Source organism: Leucobacter tardus, assembly GCF_017583045.1.
GTDB lineage: Bacteria > Actinomycetota > Actinomycetes > Actinomycetales > Microbacteriaceae > Leucobacter > Leucobacter tardus.
In genome coordinates, this window is the sequence record NZ_JAGFBF010000005.1 from 149201 (window position 1) to 170445 (window position 21245).

The following is a 21245-nucleotide window of genomic DNA, read 5'->3' on the forward strand; positions in this document are numbered from 1 at the left end:
CCGGGGCACTGACGAATGTCGTGGGCCCCTTGTAGGCTGTCACCGTGCCGAATAGCAATCAGCCTACCCTCATGGTCATCGACGGACACTCGCTCGCGTTCCGAGCGTTCTACGCCCTGCCGGTGGACAGCTTCCAGACGCAGAGCGGCCAGCATACGAACGCGATCCACGGCTTCATCGCAATGCTCATCAATCTGCTCGGCAACGAGAAACCCGACTCGCTGGCAGTCGCGTTCGATATCTCCCGGCACTCGTTCCGCACCGACGAGTATCCCGAGTACAAGGGTACGCGCGGCGAGACGCCACCGGAGTTCAAGGGGCAGGTGCCGCTGCTCCAGGAGGCGCTGCACGCGATGGGTATCCGCACCATCGAGAAAGAGAACTACGAAGCCGACGACATACTTGCGACGCTGGCGACGCAGGGTTCCGAAGCCGGGTACCGAGTGCTCGTGGTCAGCGGTGACCGCGACACCATCCAGCTGGTGGACGACAACGTCACCCTGTTGTACCCGTCGAAGCAGGGTGTGAGCGAGCTCACGAGGTACGACGCCGAGAAGGTCATGGAGCGGTACGGGATCCGGCCCGAGCAGTACCCCGAGATCGCCGCGCTGGTCGGCGAGACGAGCGACAACCTTCCGGGGATCCCGAAGGTCGGTGAGAAGACCGCTGTCAAATGGATCAATCAGTTCGGGTCGCTCGAGGAGATCCTGCGCCGCCAGGACGAGGTCACCGGCAAGGTCGGTGAAAGCCTGCGCGAGCATGCGCATCTCGCCGAGCGCAACCGCCGCCTGAACCGGTTGGTGCGCGACGTCGAACTCGGGATCGCCCTGGACGATCTCAAGCGCGAAGAGATCGACATGGGGCTGGTGCAGCCGGTCTTCGCCAAATTGGAGTTCCGCACGCTGATGCAGCGCGTCGCGAAGGTTGCGGGTGCCGAAGTGCCGGCCGCGAGCTCGACTCCAGAGTCTCTCGCGCCGACGCGGCCCGAGACGGTCACCCTGATCGATGAAGAGCTCGGCAATTGGCTCGAGAAAGCCGAACAGCCGGCGGTCGTCATCGCCGAAGGGCACGGTGGGTACGACGTCGGACTTGCGACATCGGAGTCGACCGTCGCGTTGCACTGGCAGCCGGGCGGTCGCGACTACGCGCTGTTCGAGCAGTGGCTCGCCTCGGATGCGCCGAAGGTGTTCTTCGACGCGAAGGCGCAGATCCACCTCATCGCCCAGTCGGGTGCACGGATCGGCGGAATTCGGGGCGATGCCCTCGTGGCCGCCTGGTTGGTGCGACCCACGGGTCCCGAGAAGACGATCGCGGAAGCGGTGTTCCGATACCTCGGTGAGGAGGTGCCGGTCGGCGACCCGAATCAGTTGGTCCCGGATGAGGGGAGTGTGGCCGGACACGCCGAACTCGCCTGGTACGTCTCGCGCGTGCACGACGCCATCGTCGACCGGTTTCCCGAGCGAACGGGCGAGATCTACGAGAGCATCGAGATCCCGCTCCTCCCGGTGCTCGCAGATCTCGAGAACCGCGGCGTGGCCATCGACCGGCCGTTGCTCGAGGCGCACGAGGCGGAGCTCACCGATCGAGTGGCGACGCTGCAGCAGCGCGCCTTCGACGCCATCGGCCACGAGGTCAACCTGTCCTCGCCGAAACAGCTCCAGGAAGTGCTGTTCGACGAACTCGACATGCCGAAAACCCGGAAGACGAAGAGCGGATACACGACCGACGCGGCCGCACTCACCGATCTGCAGCTGAAGAACCCCCATCCGTTCCTCGACGCGCTGCTCTCGCATCGCGACGCCAACAAACTGCGACAGATCGTCGAGACCCTCATCAAAGCCGTAAAAGACGACGAGCGTATCCACACGACGCTCGTGCAGATCGGTGCGAGCACCGGACGACTCGCGTCGACCGATCCGAACCTGCAGAACATCCCGGTGCGCAGCGACGAGGGGAGGCGCATCCGCGAGGCGTTCACGCATTCGGCCGAGTATACGACGCTGATGACGGCGGATTACTCGCAGATCGAAATGCGCATCATGGCCCACCTCTCCGGCGACGAGGGCCTGATCCAGGCGTTCAAGGAGGGGGAAGACCTGCACCGCTTCGTCGGAGCACGGATCTTCGGTGTCGAGCCCCAGGACGTGACGAACGAGATGCGTGCGAAGGTGAAGGCGATGTCCTATGGGCTCGCCTACGGCCTGTCGCCGTTCGGTCTGTCCAAGCAGCTCGGTATCTCCTCGGCCGAGGCGAAGCAGCTGATGACCGACTACTTCGAACGTTTCGGAGGAGTACGCGACTACCTGCGCTCAGTCGTCGAGCAGGCCAAAGTGGACAAGTACACCGAGACGATCTTCGGGCGTCGCCGGCCGTTCCCCGATCTCGCCAGCCCGAACCGTATCCTGCGTGAGAACGCGGAGCGCGCGGCGCTGAATGCTCCGATTCAGGGCTCGGCCGCTGACATCATCAAGTTCGCCATGATCAGAGTCGAGCAGCGGATGCACGAGGCTGAACTCCGCTCGCGCATGCTGTTGCAGATCCACGACGAGCTCATGTTCGAGGTCGCCGAAGGCGAGTGGGACGAGCTCGAAGCGATCGTGCGCGAAGAGATGGCCGGCGCAGCCGATCTCTCGGTGCCGCTCGAAGTGCAAGTCGGGCACGGCGAGAACTGGAACGCGGCGGCGCACTAGGGCGCGGCGGGTACGCGCGTCGACCCCCCAGGGCGCTCGGGGTGCGCGGCGAAGAAGAGCTTCTGCGACGTACGCACCCGCAACGGATTGGCCGAATACGTGCCTCCGATGACCGCGGAGAACCGGCCGGAGGGTGCCAGTCGCCGCGCACGACGGATCGACCGCGTCCGGCACAGCCGGTCTGCGACGATCGCAGAACCCGGCGCATGAACTCCGGCGATCCAGATGACGACGCGCTCTGAGTCGCCACCGATGCGTTCCACGGTCCGTGAAAGGTACCCGATGTCCGAGTGCGTCGCGTCATCGGCCCCGTGCGCCTCGCCGGCGTCGCTCTTGGATCGGTAGCGCACGCCCGCCGCCTCCAGCGTCCACCCGCGCGCATCCTCTGAGAACGCGAGTACCGGGTCGCGCCGCATGGCGGCGTTCACCTCCGGGGAGTTCTTCGGCCCGCACACCACCACGGTTCCCGGTGTCTCGAGATGGAGGGAGTCCTCGGGACGAAGGAATCTGAAGCGTATGTCGACACCGAACTTCGTGAGAAAGCGTTGCAGCGCGAGACCGGTCATGAAATCGGGTACCGACACCGCAGCTCGGTCGTCGAGCGTACGCAGGGGGAGGAGCACGTCGACCCGGCCACCGCCGAAGAAGCGCTGCACACGGGTCCGGCGCACGCGTCGCCGAACGAAGACGATGATCCATGACACGAGCGCGATGACGGTGCCCGCGCGGGCGAGCCAGTCGAGGATCACCGCCGCGGTCGTCATCTCACAACCACCAGCGTCGCGTCGTCGACTTTCGCGCCGGGGATCGCCGACCGTGCGTCGCGCACGCGAGCCACGGATTCCTCCGGCGGTGCCTCCACCCAACTGGCGAACGCGGTCCGTCGCGTCCGCCACGGTGCGGCGGTGCCCAGCACATCGAGCATCCCGTCACTCGCGAGCAGCACCGGGCCCAGCGTGTCCGTGTATCCGTGCAGCGCGTGCCTGGCGGCGTCGGGATCGCCCGAAGCGACCCAGTAGCCTCCAGGACGATTGCGCATGGCGAGTTCCGCGCGGTACAGATCGGCGGAGCGCTCCGCGAGCTCGTCGGGGCTCGCTCCGGATTCGCGCGCTCGGCGCCGCGCCTCGCGTTCGGGGACTGCGATGGATGCCAGTCGGTCGTCGGTGAGCAGCGCGACCCGCCGCGCGTCTGACGCGGAGGCGTCGGTGCGCATGAGCAGAGCGGCATCACCGAGCACCAGCCATTCGAAACCGGTACCCGAACGGCGCGCCATCGCAACGGTGGCGGCCGGGCCGGGCTCTGCGGCGGGCCAGGTCGAGGCGCGGTCGATGGCGTCGGCCAGGATCTCGGTCAACGAGGCCCTGGTGTCTGCGGCGCGTTCGCCGATCGCCCGTCCCAGCGCGTGGGCGTAGGTGCGTGCGTCGAGCGTCTGGACGGTCTCGAGGGGCTGAGTGGCCCCGTCGATGACCCATGCCAGGGGGCCCTCCGATCCCCAGACGTCCTCGTTCGGTCGCTCGAAGCTGCCGGGCAGCGATGCTCCGCGAGCGCGAACGCTCCCGAGGTGTTCGAGCGTGAGATCCATCCCGAGGCACGCCGCGGCCGAAGCCACGCTGTCGATGCCGGGGGAAGTGCTCCCCCCTTCGAGTTCCGAGACCCACTTGCGACTGCGGCCGATTCGGGACCCCAGCTCCGCCTGCGACACTCCGAGCATGCGACGCCGCGCACGGATCGCGCGGCCGATCGCGGAAGCGCTCCCTGCGATCGGAGCAGGGTGCTGGAGTGGCTGAACCAGTGACATACCTTGAGTGTAACAAATTCCTCCCCCTCAAGGAGAGGAATCGGTGACACCAGGATCGCGACTCGCTTCGGCGCACAGGCTGCTTGAAACCGGGCGAGTTGCGGGGTAAGCTGGGGCGTCGCTACTGTGGCGATACAACTCTGTCCGAGCGCGGCCGACCGGTACCCATCCGGGGGTCGCCCGATTCCATGTCCATTCTGGAGACCAATTACATGACGAACGCAACGACCGAAAAGGCAAATAAGCAGGTCGCGATCAACGATATCGGCTCTGCCGACGACTTCCTTGCCGCGGTCGAGAAGACGCTCAAGTTCTTCAACGACGGTGACCTCATCGAAGGCACCGTAGTCAAGATCGACCGCGACGAGGTGCTCCTCGACGTGGGGTACAAGACCGAGGGCGTGATCCCCTCGCGTGAGCTGTCGATCAAGCATGACGTGAACCCCGACGAGGTCGTGCAGGTGGGCGACTCCGTCGAGGCGCTCGTTCTCCAGAAGGAGGACAAGGAGGGTCGCCTGATCCTCTCGAAGAAGCGTGCGCAGTACGAGCGCGCGTGGGGCGATGTGGAGCGCATCAAGGAGAACGACGGCGTTGTCACCGGCACCGTCATCGAGGTCGTCAAGGGCGGCCTCATCGTCGACATCGGGCTCCGCGGCTTCCTGCCCGCATCGCTCATCGAGCTCCGTCGCGTCCGCGACCTCACCCCGTACCTGGGTCAGGAGATCGAGGCCAAGATCCTCGAGCTCGACAAGAACCGCAACAACGTGGTGCTCTCGCGTCGCGCGCTGCTCGAAGAGACGCAGTCCGCGACCCGTTCCTCGTTCCTCGCCGAGCTCAAGCCCGGTCAGGTGCGCAAGGGCGTCATCTCGTCGATCGTCAACTTCGGTGCGTTCGTCGACCTGGGCGGGGTCGACGGCCTCGTGCACGTCTCCGAGCTCAGCTGGAAGCACATCGAGCACGCCTCCGACGTGGTCGAGGTGGGCCAGGAGGTCACCGTCGAGGTGCTGTCCGTCGAGATGGACCGCGAGCGCGTCTCGCTGTCGCTGAAGGCGACGCAGGAGGACCCGTGGCAGGTCTTCGCCCGCACGCACGCGATCGGTCAGATCGCACCGGGTGTCGTCACCAAGCTGGTTCCGTTCGGTGCGTTCGTGCGGGTCGCGGACGGTATCGAGGGCCTCGTGCACATCTCCGAGCTCTCCGGTCAGCACGTCGAGCTCGCTGAGCAGGTCGTTCAGGCCGGCCAGAAGGTGTTCGTCAAGATCATCGACATCGATCTCGATCGCCGTCGCATCTCGCTCAGCCTGAAGCAGGCGAACGAGGGCGTGGATCCCGAGGGCACCGAGTTCGACCCGGCGCTCTACGGCATGACGACCGAGTACGACGAGAACGGCGAGTACAAGTACCCCGAGGGCTTCGATCCCGAGACTCAGGAGTGGAAGGAAGGCTTCGAGTCGCAGCGCGAGAAGTGGGAGCAGGAGTACGCTGCTGCCCAGGAGCGTTGGGAGGCCCACAAGGCGCAGGTCGCCGCTTCCCTCAACGAAGAGATCGCTGCTCCGAAGCAGGAGTCCTCGTCGTCTTCGTCGAGCAACTCCAGCTTCGCGAGCGACGCGGCTTCCGCCGGCGCTCTCGCGGACGACGAGGCGCTTGCCGCTCTGAAGGCGCAGCTCGAGGGCAACTAACCCGCGAGCAGTCTGTACCGCAGGCCCGGTCCCGTTCAGTCGGGACCGGGCCTGCGGTCGTCCTGGGAGAAACTCGATGCGTCCGCATGGACGCGATCAGGCTGCCGGAAGAGACCGGCCGGCTCGCGCCTCCCGACGCCGTCGGATCGCCCGTCGCAGGCGGCGCACCAGCAGTATGAGGACGATGACGGCGCCGACGAGCGCGGCAACGGGAGCAACGAGAGCGAGCACCGTGAGCGCCACCGCGCCGATATCCTCCGCAGCACTCGTGACCGCCGCACCGGCGCCGCCCGTCACCACGTTGACCACAGGACGCACGATTGCCTTCAACACATGCGGAATCAGTGCGACGCCGATGCCGATCAGGAACGGCCAGAGCCCTTCCGAGGTCAGCATCGCCTGCGGGTCCGTCACCGCGGCGGTCTCGCTCGATACTCCGATCGAGAAGACCATGCCCCCCGACGCCGGGCGCACCAGTGTCTGGAGCACGTCGTTCACCGTGTCCAGCACGGGGAACTTGTCGACCAGCACCTCCAGGGCGAGCAGACCGCCCAGCACCCACATCACCCAGTCCAGTTCGAGCCAGGTCCAGTTCTCGGGCAGCGTGATGAGCGGGGTGAAGCGGGCGAGCAGCGCGACGCCGAGCAGTGGAATGTAGGCGTTCAGGCCCGCGGCGATGGCGAGCACGACCCCGGCGATGACTTCGACCATGAGACTCCTCCCGATGGCCCCCAGTCTACGAACGACGCAGCGCGGCAGGGGGAGCGGTAGAGTCGTTCCATGCCACTCATCGGACTGACCGGAGGTATCGCGGCGGGCAAATCGACGATCGGGCGCCGCCTCGAAGCGCACGGAGCGACGAGGATCGATGCCGATCAGCTCGCGCGCGACGCCGTCGAGCCCGGCAGCCCGGGGCTCGCGCGGATCGTCGAGGCGTTCGGAGCCGACCTCGTCACGGACGCTGGTGCGCTCGACCGCGCGGCGCTCGGCGCCCGGGTCTTCGGGGATGCCGGTGATCTCGACCGGCTCAACGCTATCGTCCACCCCGAGGTCCGTCGTCTCGCACAGCAGCGGATCGACGCCGTTCTCGCGGCCGACCCGCACGCGGTCATCGTGTACGAGATCCCACTCCTCGTGGAGAGCGAAGCGACGCTACCGTGGGATCTCGTCGTCGTTGCCGAGGCCGAAGATGCGGTGCGACGCGAGCGCCTCATCAGGTTGCGCGGCTTGTCAGCCGACGACGCAGATCGCAGACTCGCGAGTCAGGCGTCGAACGCCGAACGTCGCGCCGTCGCCGATGTCGTCATCGACACGGGCGGTACCGAGGCGCAGACGCTCGATGCAGTCGACGCGCTGTGGGTCGACCTGCGTGACGGTCGGATCGCTCAGCGCGACACTTAGGGACGCGTGAACTCGGCGATCCAGTCGAGACGGAACTGCGCGACTGCGGCGATCACGATGAACGTCACAACCACGAAGACCCAGGCCCAGGAATGCAGTTCGCCGAACCGGCGCGCTGCGGTGTCGCCGAGGCGCACGTCACCGACGCCCTCGGGCCGGAACGCGCTGAACCAGAAGAGCGGTGTCATCACCGACCAGACCACTATGCACCAGGGGCAGAGCGTTCCGAGCGAGAAGACGCTCTGGTACGCGAGCCAGAGGATGAACACGAAGCCGAGCGCGAGTCCGACCCGGTAGGCGATCCAGAACCACCGGTCGAATGTCGCACCGGCGAGCAGAGCCACGCCCACCGCGATGGGCGCGATGAAGGCGCTGACGCCGATGATCGTATTGCTGAATCCGAGGAGCGATCCCTGCCACGAGTCCATGTTCGGGCCGCAGGTGACGAGGATGCTGATGTTGCAGTTCGGCGCATAGTCGGGATTGCTCAGCGTTTTCATGTACTCCGTGAGCAGTTCGAAGGCGGCGAACCACCCGATCGCTCCGAGGACGATGGTGAGAATCGCGAAGCCGACCGGTCTCCGGGGGCGCACGGAATCGAACGTCATGTGTCGCATCGTACCCAGTCCTGCTGCGCGTTGCATGAGGCCACGTGTTCGAGGCTTCCAGACATGCGTTCATCAGCATTCCGGTCGAGTCGTGACATAATGAATCCGGCGAACCGCACTCATCAGCGGAACGCTCAGAGGTTTGGACCGCCCCGACGGCGGTCGCCGGTCGAAGAACGACCGACCGTGGAGCACGAGCTCCATGGAGCACAGGATTCGCGGCGTAGCCGCACGAGAAGATTCCCCGAACGCACCGCGAGGTCGCTCGGGTACTGAGGAGCACACCAGCGATGGTGAATGAAGCACACAGCACAGGAGAGACCCCGGAGGTCACCGAGACCAGCACCGAGACCGAGTTCGCAGTGACCGGTTCCGCAGTCACCGCCGCATCGGGTTCCGAGGCGCCGACCACGGAGGCCGACGCGTCTGCGACGTCGGATTCGTCGCCCGCCGCAGAACATACCGACAGCTCGCCCGACGACGCCGAATCGGCCCCCGAACCCCCGCGCGAGCTCACGGCGGCCGAGAAGTTCAAGGCCACCACGAAGCTCGTCTTTCTGGCACCCGATGTGCCCCCGATCGCACCGCGCCCGCGACGGAGCGAGTTGCGCGAGCTCGACGATCTCCTCGATCGCGAAATGCGCGGCGGGGACAGCGGTCCCGCCCGGGACTCACGCGATGACGACGACGACCGCGAAGAGGGTTCGTCGCGCCGTCGCAATCGACGTCGGGGCGCCGAGGGTGTGGACGGTGACGCCCGCAAGAAGCGTCAATCGCCGCAGCCGCAGGCCCCAGCCCCCGTCGTGACCGAACCGCAGAAGGTGAAGGGATCCACGCGCCTCGAGGCGAAGAAGCAGCGCCGTCGCGACGGGCGCGATGCCGGACGACGACGGATGGTCATCACCGAGTCCGAGTTCTTGGCGCGGCGCGAGGCGGTCGATCGCGAGATGGTGGTGCGGGCGACACCCGATCGCATCCAGATCGGCGTGCTCGAAGACCGCGTGCTCGTCGAGCACTATGTCGCACGCTCCAGCGAATCATCGCTGATCGGCAACGTCTACCTCGGTCGTGTGCAGAACGTTCTCCCGAGCATGGAGGCGGCGTTCGTCGACATCGGGCGCGGTCGCAATGCCGTGCTCTACTCGGGTGAAGTCGACTGGTCCGAGTTCGAGGGCGGCAACACCGCCCGCAAGATCGAGAACGCACTCAAGCCCGGCGACCCGGTCCTCGTGCAGGTGACGAAGGATCCCGTCGGACACAAGGGTGCTCGACTGACGAGTCAGATCTCCCTCCCGGGACGATTCCTGGTGTACGTGCCCGGCGGCGCGATGAACGGGATCTCCCGGAAGCTGCCCGACACCGAGCGGGCGCGGCTCAAGAAGATCCTGAAGGAGGTCCTCCCGACGGGTGCGGGCGTGATCGTGCGCACCGCGGCCGAGGGCGCCACGGAGGAGCAGCTCACCCACGACGTGCAGCGGCTCGCGCGTCAGTGGGAGTCGATCCAGAAGCGGACCGAGAAGGGCGGCGGTCCCGCGCTCCTGCATTCGGAGCCCGACATGCTCATCAAGATCATTCGCGATGTCTTCAACGAGGACTTCCATCGACTCGTGATCTCGGGTGAGGAGACTTACGCGGTGATCGAGGAGTACCTGGCGCAGGTCGCTCCCGATCTGCTCGAGCGTGTGGAGCGGTATTCCGCGGATCGCGATGTCTTCGACGAGTACCGGGTGACGGAGCAGATCGCCAAGGCGCTCGATCGCAAGGTCTGGCTCCCGTCCGGTGGGTCGCTCGTCATCGATCGCACCGAGGCGATGACGGTGATCGACGTGAACACGGGCAAGTTCGTCGGCTCGGGGGGAAATCTCGAGGAGACGGTGACAAAGAACAACCTCGAGGCTGCGGAGGAGATCGTCCGCCAGCTGCGCCTCCGCGACGTCGGCGGTATCATCGTGATCGACTTCATCGACATGGTCCTCGAGTCGAACCGTGATCTGGTGCTGCGCCGTCTGGTCGAGTGCCTCGGTCGAGATCGCACGAAGCACCAGGTCGCCGAGGTCACCTCGCTCGGACTCGTCCAGATGACGCGCAAGAAGCTCGGACTGGGGCTGCTGGAGTCGTTCAGCGAGTCCTGCGAGACCTGCGCTGGGCGCGGGATCATCGTGCATCACGAGCCGGTGTCGAAGTCGCGGAACAGTGGCGGCAACGGGTCGCGCGGGGGCAAGCGGCAGAACAACGCCAAGTCGCCGCAGAATCAGCAGCAGCACCAGCACAGTCAGGCCCACGCCATCAGCGATGGGGCGAAGAACATGCTCGCCCAGGTCGCCGCATCGACGCTGCAGGCGGCGAAACAGGCCGGTGAGGCCATCGATGCGTCCGGCCCGCGTGCGGGCGATGGCGGCGAGTCGCGGGCGGATGCCGGCGCAGGTCCGCGCGAAGCGGAACTCGCGGACGCCCGCGGCGCCGGGTCGAACCGCGGGGAAGCGCGTCGGACGGGGCGCGATGGCCAGGGTGCCGATCGCGCGAGCACCGCGCAGAGCGACCACCTCTCGCGATCCGCATCCGCTGAGCGTCGGGATCGTGACGAGGCCCCTGCGCAGCAGGACGCACACGCGACGCCGCGAGAGACATCGGGCGGCTCGCTCGGGCTGCTCGATTCGATTCTCGAAGCGCTTCCCGAGCCGCCCGCGCCCTCACGCGGCCGCGGTCGGAGTCGTCGGGTGTCGGTTCCGACCACTCGGACCGACGGTCCTCAGGACGCAGTGCCCGGTCACAGCGGAACATCCGCGGATGAGGCCGAATCCGGGAGTGAGGCGCCGTCGGTGAGCGGGGATGCCGAGCAGCCGGCCTCAGGTTCCGAGGCGGCTCGACGGGCGCTCGCGGATGCGCTGGATGAGAGCATGTTCCGCAAGCAGGCCAACGAGCGATAGAGAATCGAGACACGCTGGCCGGTCCATTTGACCGTGCGGGGCTTGTCGAGATAATATTGACCGTTGGTGCCACTCTTTGTGAGTGGCGGCTCGGCAGGCGACTGATCTCCTGCCTCGATGCAGGGGTCGCGAGAGCTTCGCGACCGGCAGTTTTGACGATACCTCAGGAAAAGGGTGACAAGTGGTTTACGCAGTAGTGCGCGCAAGCGGCCGGCAGGAGAAGGTTGAGGTCGGTTCGATCCTCACGGTCAACCGTATTGCGGGCGACAGCGGCAACACGGTGGAGCTCCCGGCCGTGCTGCTCGTCGACGGCGACAGCGTGACGAGCGACGCCGAATCGCTCGCGAAGGTCAAGGTCACCGCTGAGGTGCTCAACGACACGCGCGGTCCGAAGATCGTGATCCAGCGTTACAAGAACAAGACCGGGTACAAGTCCCGCCAGGGTCACCGCCAGGATCAGACCCGCATCAAGGTCACCGGCATCAAGTAACCCGCACAACGGAGGAGACAGACTCATGGCATCAAAGAAGGGCGTCAGCTCAACCCGCAACGGTCGCGATTCGAACGCGAACCGTCTCGGTGTGAAGCGCTACGCGGGTCAGGCCGTGAACGCGGGCGAGATCCTCGTTCGTCAGCGCGGCACCAAGTTCCACCCCGGTGCGAACGTGGGCCGTGGCGGAGACGACACGCTGTTCGCTCTGGCCGCCGGCTCGGTCGAGTTCGGTGCGAAGGGCGGCCGGAAGGTCGTTAACGTGGTCGACGCCGCGTAACTCGCGCATCAACGGCAAGGCGGGCTTCGGCTCGCCTTTTGCCGTATCTAGGGGCATTCACATCACAGACAGGGGTCGGTAACGCATGGTGACGTTCGTGGATCAGGTGCAGTTGCACCTGCAGGCCGGGCACGGTGGCAACGGCTGCGTCTCGACGAAGCGCGAGAAGTTCAAGCCACTTGCGGGCCCGGACGGCGGCAACGGCGGGCACGGCGGCGACGTGGTACTGGTCGCCGACACTCAGGTGACGACACTGCTCGATTACCATCGTCGCCCGCACCGGATCGCCGAGCACGGTGGCTTCGGCATGGGCGACAACCGCTCGGGCACGAAGGGCGCCGATCTCGAACTGTCGGTTCCGGTCGGTACCGTGGTGAAGAGCGCCGAGGGCGAAACGCTGGCCGACCTCAGCGACCCCGGCACCCGCTTCATCGCGGCCGCCGGCGGTCAGGGAGGTCTCGGCAACGCGGCACTCGCCAGCGCGAAGCGCAAGGCACCGGGTTTCGCGTTGCTCGGTATCGAAGGCTGGTCGGGAACCGTATCGCTCGAGCTCAAGACGATCGCCGATGTCGCACTCGTCGGGTTCCCCTCGGCGGGGAAGTCGAGTTTGATCGCCGCACTCAGCGCGGCGAAGCCGAAGATCGCCGACTATCCCTTCACTACGCTGCACCCGAATCTCGGCGTCGTGCAGGCGGGAGAACATCGGTTCACCGTCGCAGATGTGCCTGGACTGATCGAGGGGGCAAGCGATGGGAAAGGCCTCGGACTCGACTTCCTCCGCCACGTCGAGCGCTGTGCCGCTTTGCTGCACGTGCTGGACTGCGCGACGCTCGAGCCCGGTCGCGATCCGCTCTCCGATCTCGAGGTCGTGAAGCGCGAGCTCGGCGCGTATGCCGTCCCCGAGGGGCAGACGCCGCTGCTCGAGCGGCCGCAGCTGGTGGCGCTGAACAAGACCGACGTGCCCGAAGCGCGTGAACTCGCCGAGTTCGTCCGAGGCGATCTCGAGGCTCAGGGGTACCGCGTCTTCGAGATCTCCGCGGTCGCGCACGCCGGACTGCGAGAACTGAGCTTCGCCCTGGCCGAGATCGTGGAGGCCGAGCGCGCTCACCGCCTTGAGTCCGAGCAGACGCACGAGCGCATCGTGCTGCGTCCGAAAGCCGTCGACGAATCGGGATACCGCGTGGTCACCGAGGGCGGCACCTACGGCACGATCTTCCGGATTCTCGGCGCCAAGCCCGAGCGCTGGGTCGCGCAGACCGACTTCACCAATGATGAGGCCGTCGGGTATCTCGCCGACCGCCTGCAGAAGCTCGGGGTCGAAGATGCGCTCGTGAAAAAGGGCGCCGTCGCCGGCTCGACGGTCGTGATCGGCCCGGGTTCCGGTGTGGTGTTCGACTGGGAGCCGACCGTGACGAGCGCTGCGGAGGTGCAGATGGGTGCTCGGGGGAGCGACCTCAGGGTCGACCAGAACGATCGACGCACGAACCATGAGCGTCGGAGCACCTATCACGACCGGATGGACGCCAAGAGCGAGGCCCGCGAGGAACTGGAGCGCGAGCGCGAGGCGGGACTCTGGGAGAGCGAACAGTGACCGCGTCCGATCTGCTCGGTGCGCGCCGCGTCGTCGTCAAGGTCGGATCCTCGTCGGTCAGCGGAGACAACGCGCACCGCATCCCGACGCTCGTCGACTCCTTGGCGCGGCTGCACCGCGGCGGTGCCGAGGTGGTCCTGGTGTCGAGCGGCGCGATCGCCACGGGTGTGCCGTTCCTGCGGCTCGATGAACGACCCGAGGATTTGGCCACCCAGCAGGCCGCTGCAGCGGTCGGACAGAACATCTTGGTGAATCGGTACCAGCGCGCACTGACGAGCCACGAGATCATCGCGGGCCAGGTGCTGCTGACCGCGCACGATCTTGAGAACCCGACGCACCGCGATAACGCGAAGCGAGCCCTCGACCGTCTGTTGCACCTCGGCACTCTTCCGATCATCAACGAGAACGATACCGTCGCGACGCACGAGATCCGGTTCGGCGACAACGACCGGCTGGCGGCACTCGTGGCTCGTCTGATCGGGGCGGATCAGTTGATCCTGCTCTCCGACGTGGATGCTCTGTATACCGCGCCCCCGAGCGAGCCCGGAGCTGAGCGCATCAGCGATGTGGCGTACGGCGACGACCTCGTCGGTATCGAGATCGGAGAGGCGCAGTCGGGGTGGGGGACCGGCGGCGCCCGTACGAAGGTGCAGGCCGCGCGGCTCGCCACCGAGGCGGGCACGCGCGTACTGCTCACCGAGACGCGACTGCTGGCCGCGGTACTCGACGGCGCCGACCACGGGACGAGATTCGCCGCGGCGGACTAAGCTGAACGGTATGACCCAGGATCCGTTCCTCAGCCGTCTCGAACTCGCACGCTCCGGCGCGCGCACGCTCGCGAATGCACCGACGGTGCGAAAGAATGCAGCGCTCGAGAGCGTCGCGCTCGCGATCGAGTCGCACAGTCCCGAGCTCGTCGAGGCGAACGCACGCGACCTCGAGAACGGTCGCGTCAACGGCATCGGCGACGGTCTGCTCGATCGACTGCGTCTGGATGCCGACCGTCTGCGCGGTCTGGCGCAGGCGGTGAGAGAGATCATCGTTCTGCCGGATCCGGTCGGAGAGATCGTGCGGGGGAGCACCCTTGCCAATGGGATCCGCATCAATCAGGTGCGCGTCCCGTTCGGCGTCGTCGGCGCGATCTACGAGGCGCGCCCGAACGTGACCGTCGACATCGCTGCGCTCGCGTTGAAGAGCGGCAACGGTGCGGTCTTGCGCGGCGGCAGCGCTGCCGAGCAGTCGAACCGGGCGCTCGTCGCGCTGATCCAACGGGCGGTCAGCGAAGCCGGTCTCTCGGGCGACGCGATTCAAACGATCGACGACTTCGGGCGCGACGGTGCCGGGCGATTGATGCGGGCCCGCGGTTACGTGGACGTGCTGATCCCACGCGGCAGCGCCGGGCTCATCTCGACGGTGGTGCAGGAATCGACGGTTCCGGTCATCGAAACGGGCTCGGGCATCGTGCACGTGTTCGTCGATGCGACCGCCGATGAGACGATGGCCGTCGATATCGTGCGGAATTCGAAGACGCATCGCCCGAGCGTCTGCAACGCTGCGGAAACCCTCCTCGTGCATCGCGACGCTGCTGCCCGGATGCTTCCCGCGATCTCTCGCGCGCTGCTCGAGCGGGACGTCGTCCTGCAGGGTGATGACCGTTCACGCACCCTGGTGCGTGAGATCGGCGAGGCCGGCGACGATCTGTGGGCGACGGAGCATCACGCCCTCGAAATGGGTGTCCGGATCGTCGACTCGCTGGATGACGCGATCGCCCATATCGACCGCTATTCGACCCGGCACACGGAGTCGATCGTGACGCAGGATTATGCGAACGCGGAACGCTTCCTCGCCGAGGTCGACTCCGCCGTCGTCATGGTCAATGCGTCGACTCGTTTCACCGACGGCGGCGAGTTCGGCTTCGGAGCCGAAGTCGGCATTTCGACGCAGAAGTTGCACGCCCGCGGGCCGATGGGCCTGCCGGAGCTCACCAGCACGAAGTGGCTGGTGCGCGGCAGTGGTCAGGTTCGGTGAAGCCGGACCGCTAGACTGGATGCACTACGTCCATCGACCGTTCTGAACGCTGGGGATTCACATGTCACTTCTCGCAACGATCGCTGCCGCCGCAGAGGGCGGTCATCACATCGTCAACGAGCTGCCCTTTCCGGCTCCGCTGTTCGGCGTGATTGCGCTCGTCGGGTTCACCACCCTGGCCGCAGTGACGTTCAGCTTCCGCGACGTCGCCAACCGTCACGCCGAGAAGGCGGCGGCATACGCTCGCGAACACGGTGATGCTCGCCAGCACTGATCGACCGGCGTCGGCGAAGCCGCGCATCGGGGTGATGGGCGGAACGTTCGATCCGATCCACCACGGTCACCTGGTCGCGGCGAGTGAGGTCGCGCGGAGTTACGACCTCGATGAGGTCATCTTCGTGCCGACCGGGCAGCCGTGGCAGAAGCAGAACGTCTCGCAGAGCGAGCATCGCTACCTGATGACCGTCATCGCGACCGCCTCGAACCCCAGCTTCAAGGTGAGTCGTGTGGACATCGATCGAGCTGGTCCGACGTACACGGTCGATACGCTCCGAGACCTCCGTGCGCAATTGCCGGACGCTGAACTCTTCTTCATCTCGGGTGCGGATGCGGTCGAACAGATCCTGGGGTGGAAGGACGTGGACCAGTTCTGGGACCTCGCGCACTTCATCGCCGTCTCGCGCCCGGGTCATGAACTGTCGCGATCGGGGTTTTCGGGAGATCGAGTGAGTCTGCTCGAGGTCCCGGCACTCGCGATCTCTTCGACGGACTGCCGCAGCCGAGTGGCTCGCGGTTACCCGGTGTGGTACCTGGTGCCGGATGGAGTAGTGCAGTACATTGCGAAGCACGGGTTATACACCGACGGGAGCGACTGAGAATGACTGAGAACGAGCCGGATCGCCCCTTGACGCGGCGCGAACGGCGTCTGCGTGATCAGGCGGCAGAGGCGACGCGTGAGGAGACCCCTGAAGCGGGTGCCGAGACGACGGAGTCGACGGTGGCTGAAGCGACCGGTGAGGTCGACGCCCTTGCGTCTTCCTCCAGTTGGAGCCCAGAGGCGTCGAGCGCGGAGATGGGCGAGATCGAGATCTCGCCGTTCGACGAGAACGGCAATCCCCGGACGCGCCGTGAGCTGCGCGAGTTGCGGGAGCAGGCGCTGCGCGAGCGCGAAGCAGCGCTGGCCGAAGCCGAGCCGGAAGACTCCGAGGCTTCGGCCGTCGACGACCCGCCCGTCGAGACCGGTGCGCCGAGCGACGCCGGTGAGGCGCCGACGGAAGCCTTCAGTCTGGCGGATATCCGCGAGGCCGAGCAGGGTGAGGCGTCCGACGGCCCCGAGATCGATGTCGAATCTGCGGACAGCGCTGAGCAGGACGTGCCTGCGGAAGCGGCGGCAGTTCATGAGGTGTCCGAGCCGTCGGAGGACGCGGAGCCGGTCGCGGATGAAGATGCCACCGACGAGCCGTTCCTCGCCGACGCGCCCCCGGTGCAGGACGCGCCTCCCGCTGAGCCGCTGTCGTTCGATGACGCTCTCGCGGGTACCGGGAGAGATCAGGCGACCGAAACGGTCGAAGCCGAGATCATCGAAACGCGGTTGATCGAGACGCAGAGCGAAGACGACGGCACCGAGACGGTGCTCATCGAGACAGCGCTCGTCGACACCGACTCGGATGCGCCCGGTGATGCTGCCGCTGAGGTGCCCGCTGAGACGCGGCTCCTCGATGCTCAGGATCCAGAGCCCGTCGACGAGACGCCCGCCGACGCTTCTGCGCAGGATGACACGGCCGGTGCGTCAACGCGGAAGGACGCCGCCGCTGGCGAGGCGGTGGCGTCGGCGCCGAAGAGCGCGGTTCCTCAGAGCGCTCCGAAGAGCGCGGTTCTTCAGAGCGCTCCGAAGAGCGCGGCCCCGAAGTCGGCGCGCCCTGGCGTGGTGGCGCCTCCCGCGGAGGTGCCGACGGAGGGTCCGGCCGACGCGGCGACTCCTGTCGGCGAGGAGACCGGAAAAGCTCCGTACTCCTTCCCTGACATCGCGCCACCGGAAGAGTGGCGCTCCGTCTTCGACGAGGATTCCCGCGCGGCTCGGGGCAACGATGCACGCTCCGCGACCGGCAAGGACTCGGGCTTCGACGACTTGATCGCGCGTGCGGTGGTGCAGGACGGTCGTGCCGGAGGCACGAATTCGGCAGCGCTGATTCTGCCCGACATGCCGGAGGACGGCGGACTCGCCGGTCCGATCGGTGGGACGGGCGAGTTGTACATCACCGGTTCGATCGATGTTCCCAAGTCGATCGGTGAGACCGGAGGGCACGCGTCCATTCACGACTCCATCGAACTCGATCCGGTCGATGAGATGGGTGCCGAGCGATCGCACGGCGGATCGGAGCATGCGACGGGACCGATCTCGGCGCGACGCGCGGTGAGCGCGTCGAGCGCCACTGGAGCGCCCATGTTCTCGACCGCTGGCAAAGAGAAGAGCAAGCTTCCGCTGGTGCTGTCGCTAACCGGCGGGGGCTTGATCCTGGTCGTCGGCGGTATCGCAGTGTGGGGCTTCACGACTGGAGTGTTCGGATAGTCCGGACCGCGACCGACGAATCGAAAGGAACCCAGTGACGGAAACCCGAGAGGTGCTGTCCGAACTGCAGATCGCTGCGCGAGCGGCAGCCGACAAGGGTGCGACCGGACCGGTTGCCCTCGAGGTGACGGAGCAGTTCGGCCTCGCCGATGTGTTCCTCGTGGTGAGCGGCGCGGTCGAACGGAACGTTCAGGCGATCGGCGACGCTGTCGAGGATGCGCTGAACGAGCACGGCACCCGTACCGTCCGGCGCGAAGGCCGTGAGGGCGGGCGGTGGGTGCTGCTCGATTTCGGAGACCTCATCGTACACGTCTTCCATCAGGAAGATCGGGACTACTACCAGCTCGAACGGCTCTGGAGCGACTGCCCGACGATCGACATGCCCGGGATCTGGGACGCACCGTCCGATTTGCAATCGACCCCGTCATCCGGTGTAAAGTAGAGGAGTTGTCGGGGGAGAATTCGTCCGACTTCCACGGGTCTGTGGCGCAGCTGGTAGCGCACCTGCATGGCATGCAGGGGGTCAGGGGTTCGAGTCCCCTCAGATCCACCAAATCGTTTCTGTGAAAGTTCGAATTACTGAAGCCGCTCAGAAGGGCGGCTTCAGTCGTTTCCGGCTCGGTTTCTCGCTGTAGTGTGCGGTTCGTTGAGTTCGACCCGGATCTGAGCGACCTCAGAACCCAGGAGAACCCCAGGGAAGACTTGCTGGTTGATCTGGCCGTGCTGCTGTTCTTCGGCGTGCTCGTAGACGGCATGGTCGTCTCTCAGACGCTCCTATGCCTTTTTGAGCTCCTGCTAGACAGCGGCAAAGTCAGTCCCGGTCTTCGCTCGTTCAAGTATGAGGCGCGCCGGCTTTGCTTCGAGGTGTTGTTGTACGCTCCGGGAAAGATCCTTCGGGATTGCGTCGGCGTAGTGCGCGTCGAATCGAGGCGTTCATCGCGACGCAAGACGCGATCCGAATCGTCATCGATGTCGGACGACGCGGGGCCGTGGAGACTTGAACGTCTCCACGGCCCCGCGTCGCTGCGCATGACGACTCACCCCACGAGCATGCCGCCCGGCAGGTGGATCGGCAGGAAGATCGGCGTGACCGCGATCACCGTGACCATGACTGCCGTGTAGATCGTCGCGGTCTTCGGCCTCGTTCGTGCGACGAACAGCAGGAACGCTGGCAAGAACACCAGCAGTGCCGGGACGTAGCCGAAGAACGTGACGAGGATCACGAACGCCGTCATCCAGACGAAGGTGCGACCTGATGCGCGTACCATCGGTGTCAGCATCGGCCATCGACGAGCGCTGCTCGGCGACTCCTTGACATCGGAGGGGGCGAGCACCTGCGTTGCCGCGACTCGGGTGCCACCCGTCGAGGCCAGCGTGTTTGGCGACGACGAAGCCGGCGTGTCACTCGCTGCGGCGTCGATGCCGTCGGGTGCTTCGGGGGAGACCCAGTCCGGATCGCGGTCCGGACGCGGGGGAGCGAAGGAGCCCCCTCGCCACTCGCGGAACACGAGGATGACGGCCAGCACCGTGCCGACCCCGGCAACAAGCTGGGGAACGAGTCCGCCTTCGGCTGAGAACGACTGGGCGAGCACCCAGGCGACGGCGAACACCACGAGCAGACCGACCGCGGTCGTGAGTGACCAGACGGAGTCCGCGAGCGGGCCATCCGCCTCAGCGCCGGCGCTCGGTCGCTGCGGCAGTGCCGTGTCGGGGCGCTGACGGAACCGTCGGACGATGGCCAGAACCGCGGGAATCGCGAGGATCCCGATGAAGACCAGCACGTACGGGCGGGTCAACCACTCGGCGGGTGTGTAGACCTGATCGGTCAAGAAGTAGTACCGCTCGAGCGGGACGGCGAGTACAAAGCCGATCAGGAACGGCGCGCGGGGGAAGCCCGTGCCTTTCAGGAGCCAGCCCAGCGCACCGAGCACGAGCATGATCCACAGATCGCCGACCTGCAGGGATCCCTGGTACGCGCCGAGCAGCATAATCGCCAACAGTCCGGGGCCCAGCACCGTGAACGAGACCTTCGTAATCTTCGCGAGCGGTTTGGTGCTCACGAAGCACAGGAGCGCACCGACGACGCTGGCGATCGCGAACGACCAGATGATGAGGTACATCAAGTCGAGGTGGTCGGTCACGATCGACGGTCCCGCCTGGATCCCGTTGGTGAGCAGCATGCCGAGCAGCATGGCTGCGGGTACGCTGCCCGGGATCCCGAACATGAGAGTCGGAATGAGGTCGCCGGCAGCGATCGAACTGTTCGCGCTCTCCGGGGCGACCACGCCGCGCGGGTCGCCCTTCCCGAATTTCTCCTTGTCCTTAGCGGTGGCGACCGCCTGGCCGTAGGAGAGCCAGGTGCCTGCCGTCGCGCCGATGCCCGGCAGGATTCCCGCCCAGATGCCGACGAGGGATCCGCGGATCACGTGGGTCCAGTGCGTGAGCCACTCACGGATGCCCTCGAGCCAACCGCCCTGCAGAGATACGGGTGATTCCACCGCCCGGGTGCGCCCGGCACGCGATGCGATCTCGGCGAGACCGAAGGCGCCGAGGGCCACCGCGACGAGGGAGAGCCCGTCCGTCAACTGCAGCGACCCGAAGGTGAAGCGGTACTCGGCAGTCGTCGGCGCGGTGCCGATCATGCCGAGCAACAGGCCGAGCGCTGCGGCGACGAGCCCCTTTACGGCGTTGCCGCGAGAAAGTACGGCGGCCATCGAGATGCCGAGAACGGTGAGCATGAACAGCTCGGGACTCCCGAAAGAAAGCACCAGGGGCCGAACTACCGGAATCGCGATCGTCAGACCGATGGCGCCGATCACCCCGCCGACCATCGACGAGAGGAACGCGAGACTGAGCGCACGCTTCGCCTTACCGGCTCGCGCCATCGGGTATCCGTCGAGCAGGGTGACGCTCGCCGAGGCGGAGCCTGGTGCTCCGAGCAAAACGGTGGCGACGGTGTCGGAGGTGTGCACGACCGCAAGCGCCCCGATCAGCATCGCGAGCGCGGCCGCCGGTTCCATTCCGAACGTCAGCGGCAGCAGGATCGCCATGGCGGCGGTTCCGCCGAGTCCGGGGATCAAACCGATGACGAGGCCGGCGAGGACACCGGCGAGCAGCATGAGCAGCATTGAGGGGTCGGCGAGCGACGCGAGTGCTGCAAGAGCGGATTCCATCATGAGCGCTA

At 66.4% G+C, this 21245-nt stretch carries 18 protein-coding genes and 1 tRNA gene; 14 read left to right on the forward strand and 5 right to left on the reverse strand.

Translation table 11 applies throughout. The annotated features are described in order from the left end of the window. Window positions 1-71 precede the first annotated feature (71 nt). Window positions 72-2690, forward strand: a complete 2619-nt coding sequence (gene polA, locus J4H85_RS07780) for a DNA polymerase I (RefSeq protein WP_208240298.1) — start codon at window positions 72-74, stop codon at window positions 2688-2690. Here polA and J4H85_RS07785 read toward each other — a convergent pair. Beyond that, entirely contained in the window at window positions 2687-3454 is a 768-nt protein-coding gene (locus J4H85_RS07785) for a hypothetical protein (protein WP_208238477.1), read from the reverse strand. The genes polA and J4H85_RS07785 overlap by 4 nt on opposite strands. Further along, complete coding sequence (locus tag J4H85_RS07790; protein WP_208238478.1) at window positions 3451-4488, reverse strand: helix-turn-helix domain-containing protein; 1038 nt, start codon at window positions 4486-4488, stop codon at window positions 3451-3453. Before J4H85_RS07790 ends, J4H85_RS07785 begins: the two co-directional genes overlap by 4 nt. 212 nt (window positions 4489-4700) lie before the next feature. On the opposite strand from J4H85_RS07790, the gene rpsA reads away from it, so the two are divergent. After that, entirely contained in the window at window positions 4701-6167 is a 1467-nt protein-coding gene (gene rpsA, locus J4H85_RS07795) for a 30S ribosomal protein S1 (RefSeq protein WP_208238479.1), read from the forward strand. Between the two features lie 96 nt (window positions 6168-6263). Here rpsA and J4H85_RS07800 read toward each other — a convergent pair whose 3' ends face one another. Next, complete coding sequence (locus J4H85_RS07800) at window positions 6264-6878, reverse strand: DUF4126 domain-containing protein (protein WP_208238480.1); 615 nt, start codon at window positions 6876-6878, stop codon at window positions 6264-6266. 69 nt (window positions 6879-6947) lie between these two features. On the opposite strand from J4H85_RS07800, the gene coaE reads away from it, so the two are divergent. Then, window positions 6948-7568, forward strand: a complete 621-nt coding sequence (coaE, locus tag J4H85_RS07805; RefSeq protein WP_208238481.1) for a dephospho-CoA kinase — start codon at window positions 6948-6950, stop codon at window positions 7566-7568. On the opposite strand, the gene J4H85_RS07810 is transcribed toward coaE, so the two are convergent. Beyond that, complete coding sequence (locus tag J4H85_RS07810) at window positions 7565-8176, reverse strand: vitamin K epoxide reductase family protein (protein ID WP_208238483.1); 612 nt, start codon at window positions 8174-8176, stop codon at window positions 7565-7567. The genes coaE and J4H85_RS07810 overlap by 4 nt on opposite strands. 290 nt (window positions 8177-8466) lie before the next feature. Here J4H85_RS07810 and J4H85_RS07815 point away from each other — a divergent pair, with 290 nt between their 5' ends. The 11 genes from J4H85_RS07815 (at window position 8467) to J4H85_RS07865 (ending at window position 18614) form a co-directional block, all read left to right on the forward strand. Continuing rightward, window positions 8467-11103 carry an Rne/Rng family ribonuclease gene (locus J4H85_RS07815; RefSeq protein ID WP_208238485.1) on the forward strand — a complete coding sequence of 879 codons (2637 nt, stop codon included), beginning with the start codon at window positions 8467-8469 and terminating at the stop codon, window positions 11101-11103. Window positions 11104-11284: 181 nt separating this feature from the next. Continuing rightward, entirely contained in the window at window positions 11285-11593 is a 309-nt protein-coding gene (gene rplU, locus J4H85_RS07820; protein WP_208238487.1) for a 50S ribosomal protein L21, read from the forward strand. A gap of 25 nt (window positions 11594-11618) precedes the next feature. Further along, entirely contained in the window at window positions 11619-11873 is a 255-nt protein-coding gene (rpmA, locus tag J4H85_RS07825; protein ID WP_208238489.1) for a 50S ribosomal protein L27, read from the forward strand. A gap of 85 nt (window positions 11874-11958) precedes the next feature. Continuing rightward, window positions 11959-13464: a GTPase ObgE gene (obgE, locus tag J4H85_RS07830; protein ID WP_208238491.1), complete on the forward strand. Its 1506-nt coding sequence runs from the start codon at window positions 11959-11961 to the stop codon at window positions 13462-13464. After that, window positions 13461-14231, forward strand: a complete 771-nt coding sequence (gene proB, locus J4H85_RS07835) for a glutamate 5-kinase (RefSeq protein ID WP_208238493.1) — start codon at window positions 13461-13463, stop codon at window positions 14229-14231. Before obgE ends, proB begins: the two co-directional genes overlap by 4 nt. A 10-nt stretch (window positions 14232-14241) precedes the next feature. Then, window positions 14242-15492 carry a glutamate-5-semialdehyde dehydrogenase gene (locus J4H85_RS07840; protein WP_208238495.1) on the forward strand — a complete coding sequence of 417 codons (1251 nt, stop codon included), beginning with the start codon at window positions 14242-14244 and terminating at the stop codon, window positions 15490-15492. A 61-nt stretch (window positions 15493-15553) separates the two neighbouring features. Then, window positions 15554-15766, forward strand: a complete 213-nt coding sequence (locus J4H85_RS07845; protein WP_208238498.1) for a hypothetical protein — start codon at window positions 15554-15556, stop codon at window positions 15764-15766. Next, window positions 15750-16367 (forward strand): nicotinate-nucleotide adenylyltransferase, encoded by a 618-nt coding sequence (gene nadD, locus J4H85_RS07850; protein ID WP_208238500.1) that lies wholly within the window; start codon window positions 15750-15752, stop codon window positions 16365-16367. The genes J4H85_RS07845 and nadD overlap by 17 nt, the downstream gene beginning before the upstream one ends. Before the next feature lie 2 nt (window positions 16368-16369). Continuing rightward, entirely contained in the window at window positions 16370-18061 is a 1692-nt protein-coding gene (locus tag J4H85_RS07855) for a prolipoprotein diacylglyceryl transferase (RefSeq protein ID WP_208238503.1), read from the forward strand. A 34-nt stretch (window positions 18062-18095) separates the two neighbouring features. Continuing rightward, a complete protein-coding gene (gene rsfS / locus J4H85_RS07860) occupies window positions 18096-18503 on the forward strand; it encodes a ribosome silencing factor (protein WP_307863520.1) in 408 nt (135 codons plus the stop codon). Between the two features lie 35 nt (window positions 18504-18538). Then, window positions 18539-18614: transfer RNA gene (locus tag J4H85_RS07865), tRNA-Ala, on the forward strand. A 484-nt stretch (window positions 18615-19098) separates the two neighbouring features. Here J4H85_RS07865 and J4H85_RS07870 read toward each other — a convergent pair. After that, entirely contained in the window at window positions 19099-21237 is a 2139-nt protein-coding gene (locus J4H85_RS07870) for a tripartite tricarboxylate transporter permease (protein WP_208238505.1), read from the reverse strand. Window positions 21238-21245 lie beyond the last annotated feature (8 nt).

What these genes read in the sequence shown, in the direction of transcription:
- J4H85_RS07790 (WP_208238478.1), bottom strand. Translation starts at nt 4,488, where the DNA reads ATGTCACTGGTTCAGCCACTCCAGCACCCTGCTCCGATCGCAGGGAGC.
- J4H85_RS07810 (WP_208238483.1), bottom strand. Translation starts at nt 8,176, where the DNA reads ATGACGTTCGATTCCGTGCGCCCCCGGAGACCGGTCGGCTTCGCGATT.
- J4H85_RS07870 (WP_208238505.1), bottom strand. Translation starts at nt 21,237, where the DNA reads ATGATGGAATCCGCTCTTGCAGCACTCGCGTCGCTCGCCGACCCCTCA.
- J4H85_RS07785 (WP_208238477.1), bottom strand. Translation starts at nt 3,454, where the DNA reads ATGACGACCGCGGCGGTGATCCTCGACTGGCTCGCCCGCGCGGGCACC.
- coaE (WP_208238481.1), top strand. Translation starts at nt 6,948, where the DNA reads ATGCCACTCATCGGACTGACCGGAGGTATCGCGGCGGGCAAATCGACG.
- J4H85_RS07815 (WP_208238485.1), top strand. Translation starts at nt 8,467, where the DNA reads ATGGTGAATGAAGCACACAGCACAGGAGAGACCCCGGAGGTCACCGAG.
- rpmA (WP_208238489.1), top strand. Translation starts at nt 11,619, where the DNA reads ATGGCATCAAAGAAGGGCGTCAGCTCAACCCGCAACGGTCGCGATTCG.
- polA (WP_208240298.1), top strand. Translation starts at nt 72, where the DNA reads ATGGTCATCGACGGACACTCGCTCGCGTTCCGAGCGTTCTACGCCCTG.
- nadD (WP_208238500.1), top strand. Translation starts at nt 15,750, where the DNA reads ATGCTCGCCAGCACTGATCGACCGGCGTCGGCGAAGCCGCGCATCGGG.
- J4H85_RS07845 (WP_208238498.1), top strand. Translation starts at nt 15,554, where the DNA reads ATGTCACTTCTCGCAACGATCGCTGCCGCCGCAGAGGGCGGTCATCAC.
- rpsA (WP_208238479.1), top strand. Translation starts at nt 4,701, where the DNA reads ATGACGAACGCAACGACCGAAAAGGCAAATAAGCAGGTCGCGATCAAC.
- J4H85_RS07840 (WP_208238495.1), top strand. Translation starts at nt 14,242, where the DNA reads ATGACCCAGGATCCGTTCCTCAGCCGTCTCGAACTCGCACGCTCCGGC.
- obgE (WP_208238491.1), top strand. Translation starts at nt 11,959, where the DNA reads ATGGTGACGTTCGTGGATCAGGTGCAGTTGCACCTGCAGGCCGGGCAC.
- J4H85_RS07800 (WP_208238480.1), bottom strand. Translation starts at nt 6,878, where the DNA reads ATGGTCGAAGTCATCGCCGGGGTCGTGCTCGCCATCGCCGCGGGCCTG.
- J4H85_RS07855 (WP_208238503.1), top strand. Translation starts at nt 16,370, where the DNA reads ATGACTGAGAACGAGCCGGATCGCCCCTTGACGCGGCGCGAACGGCGT.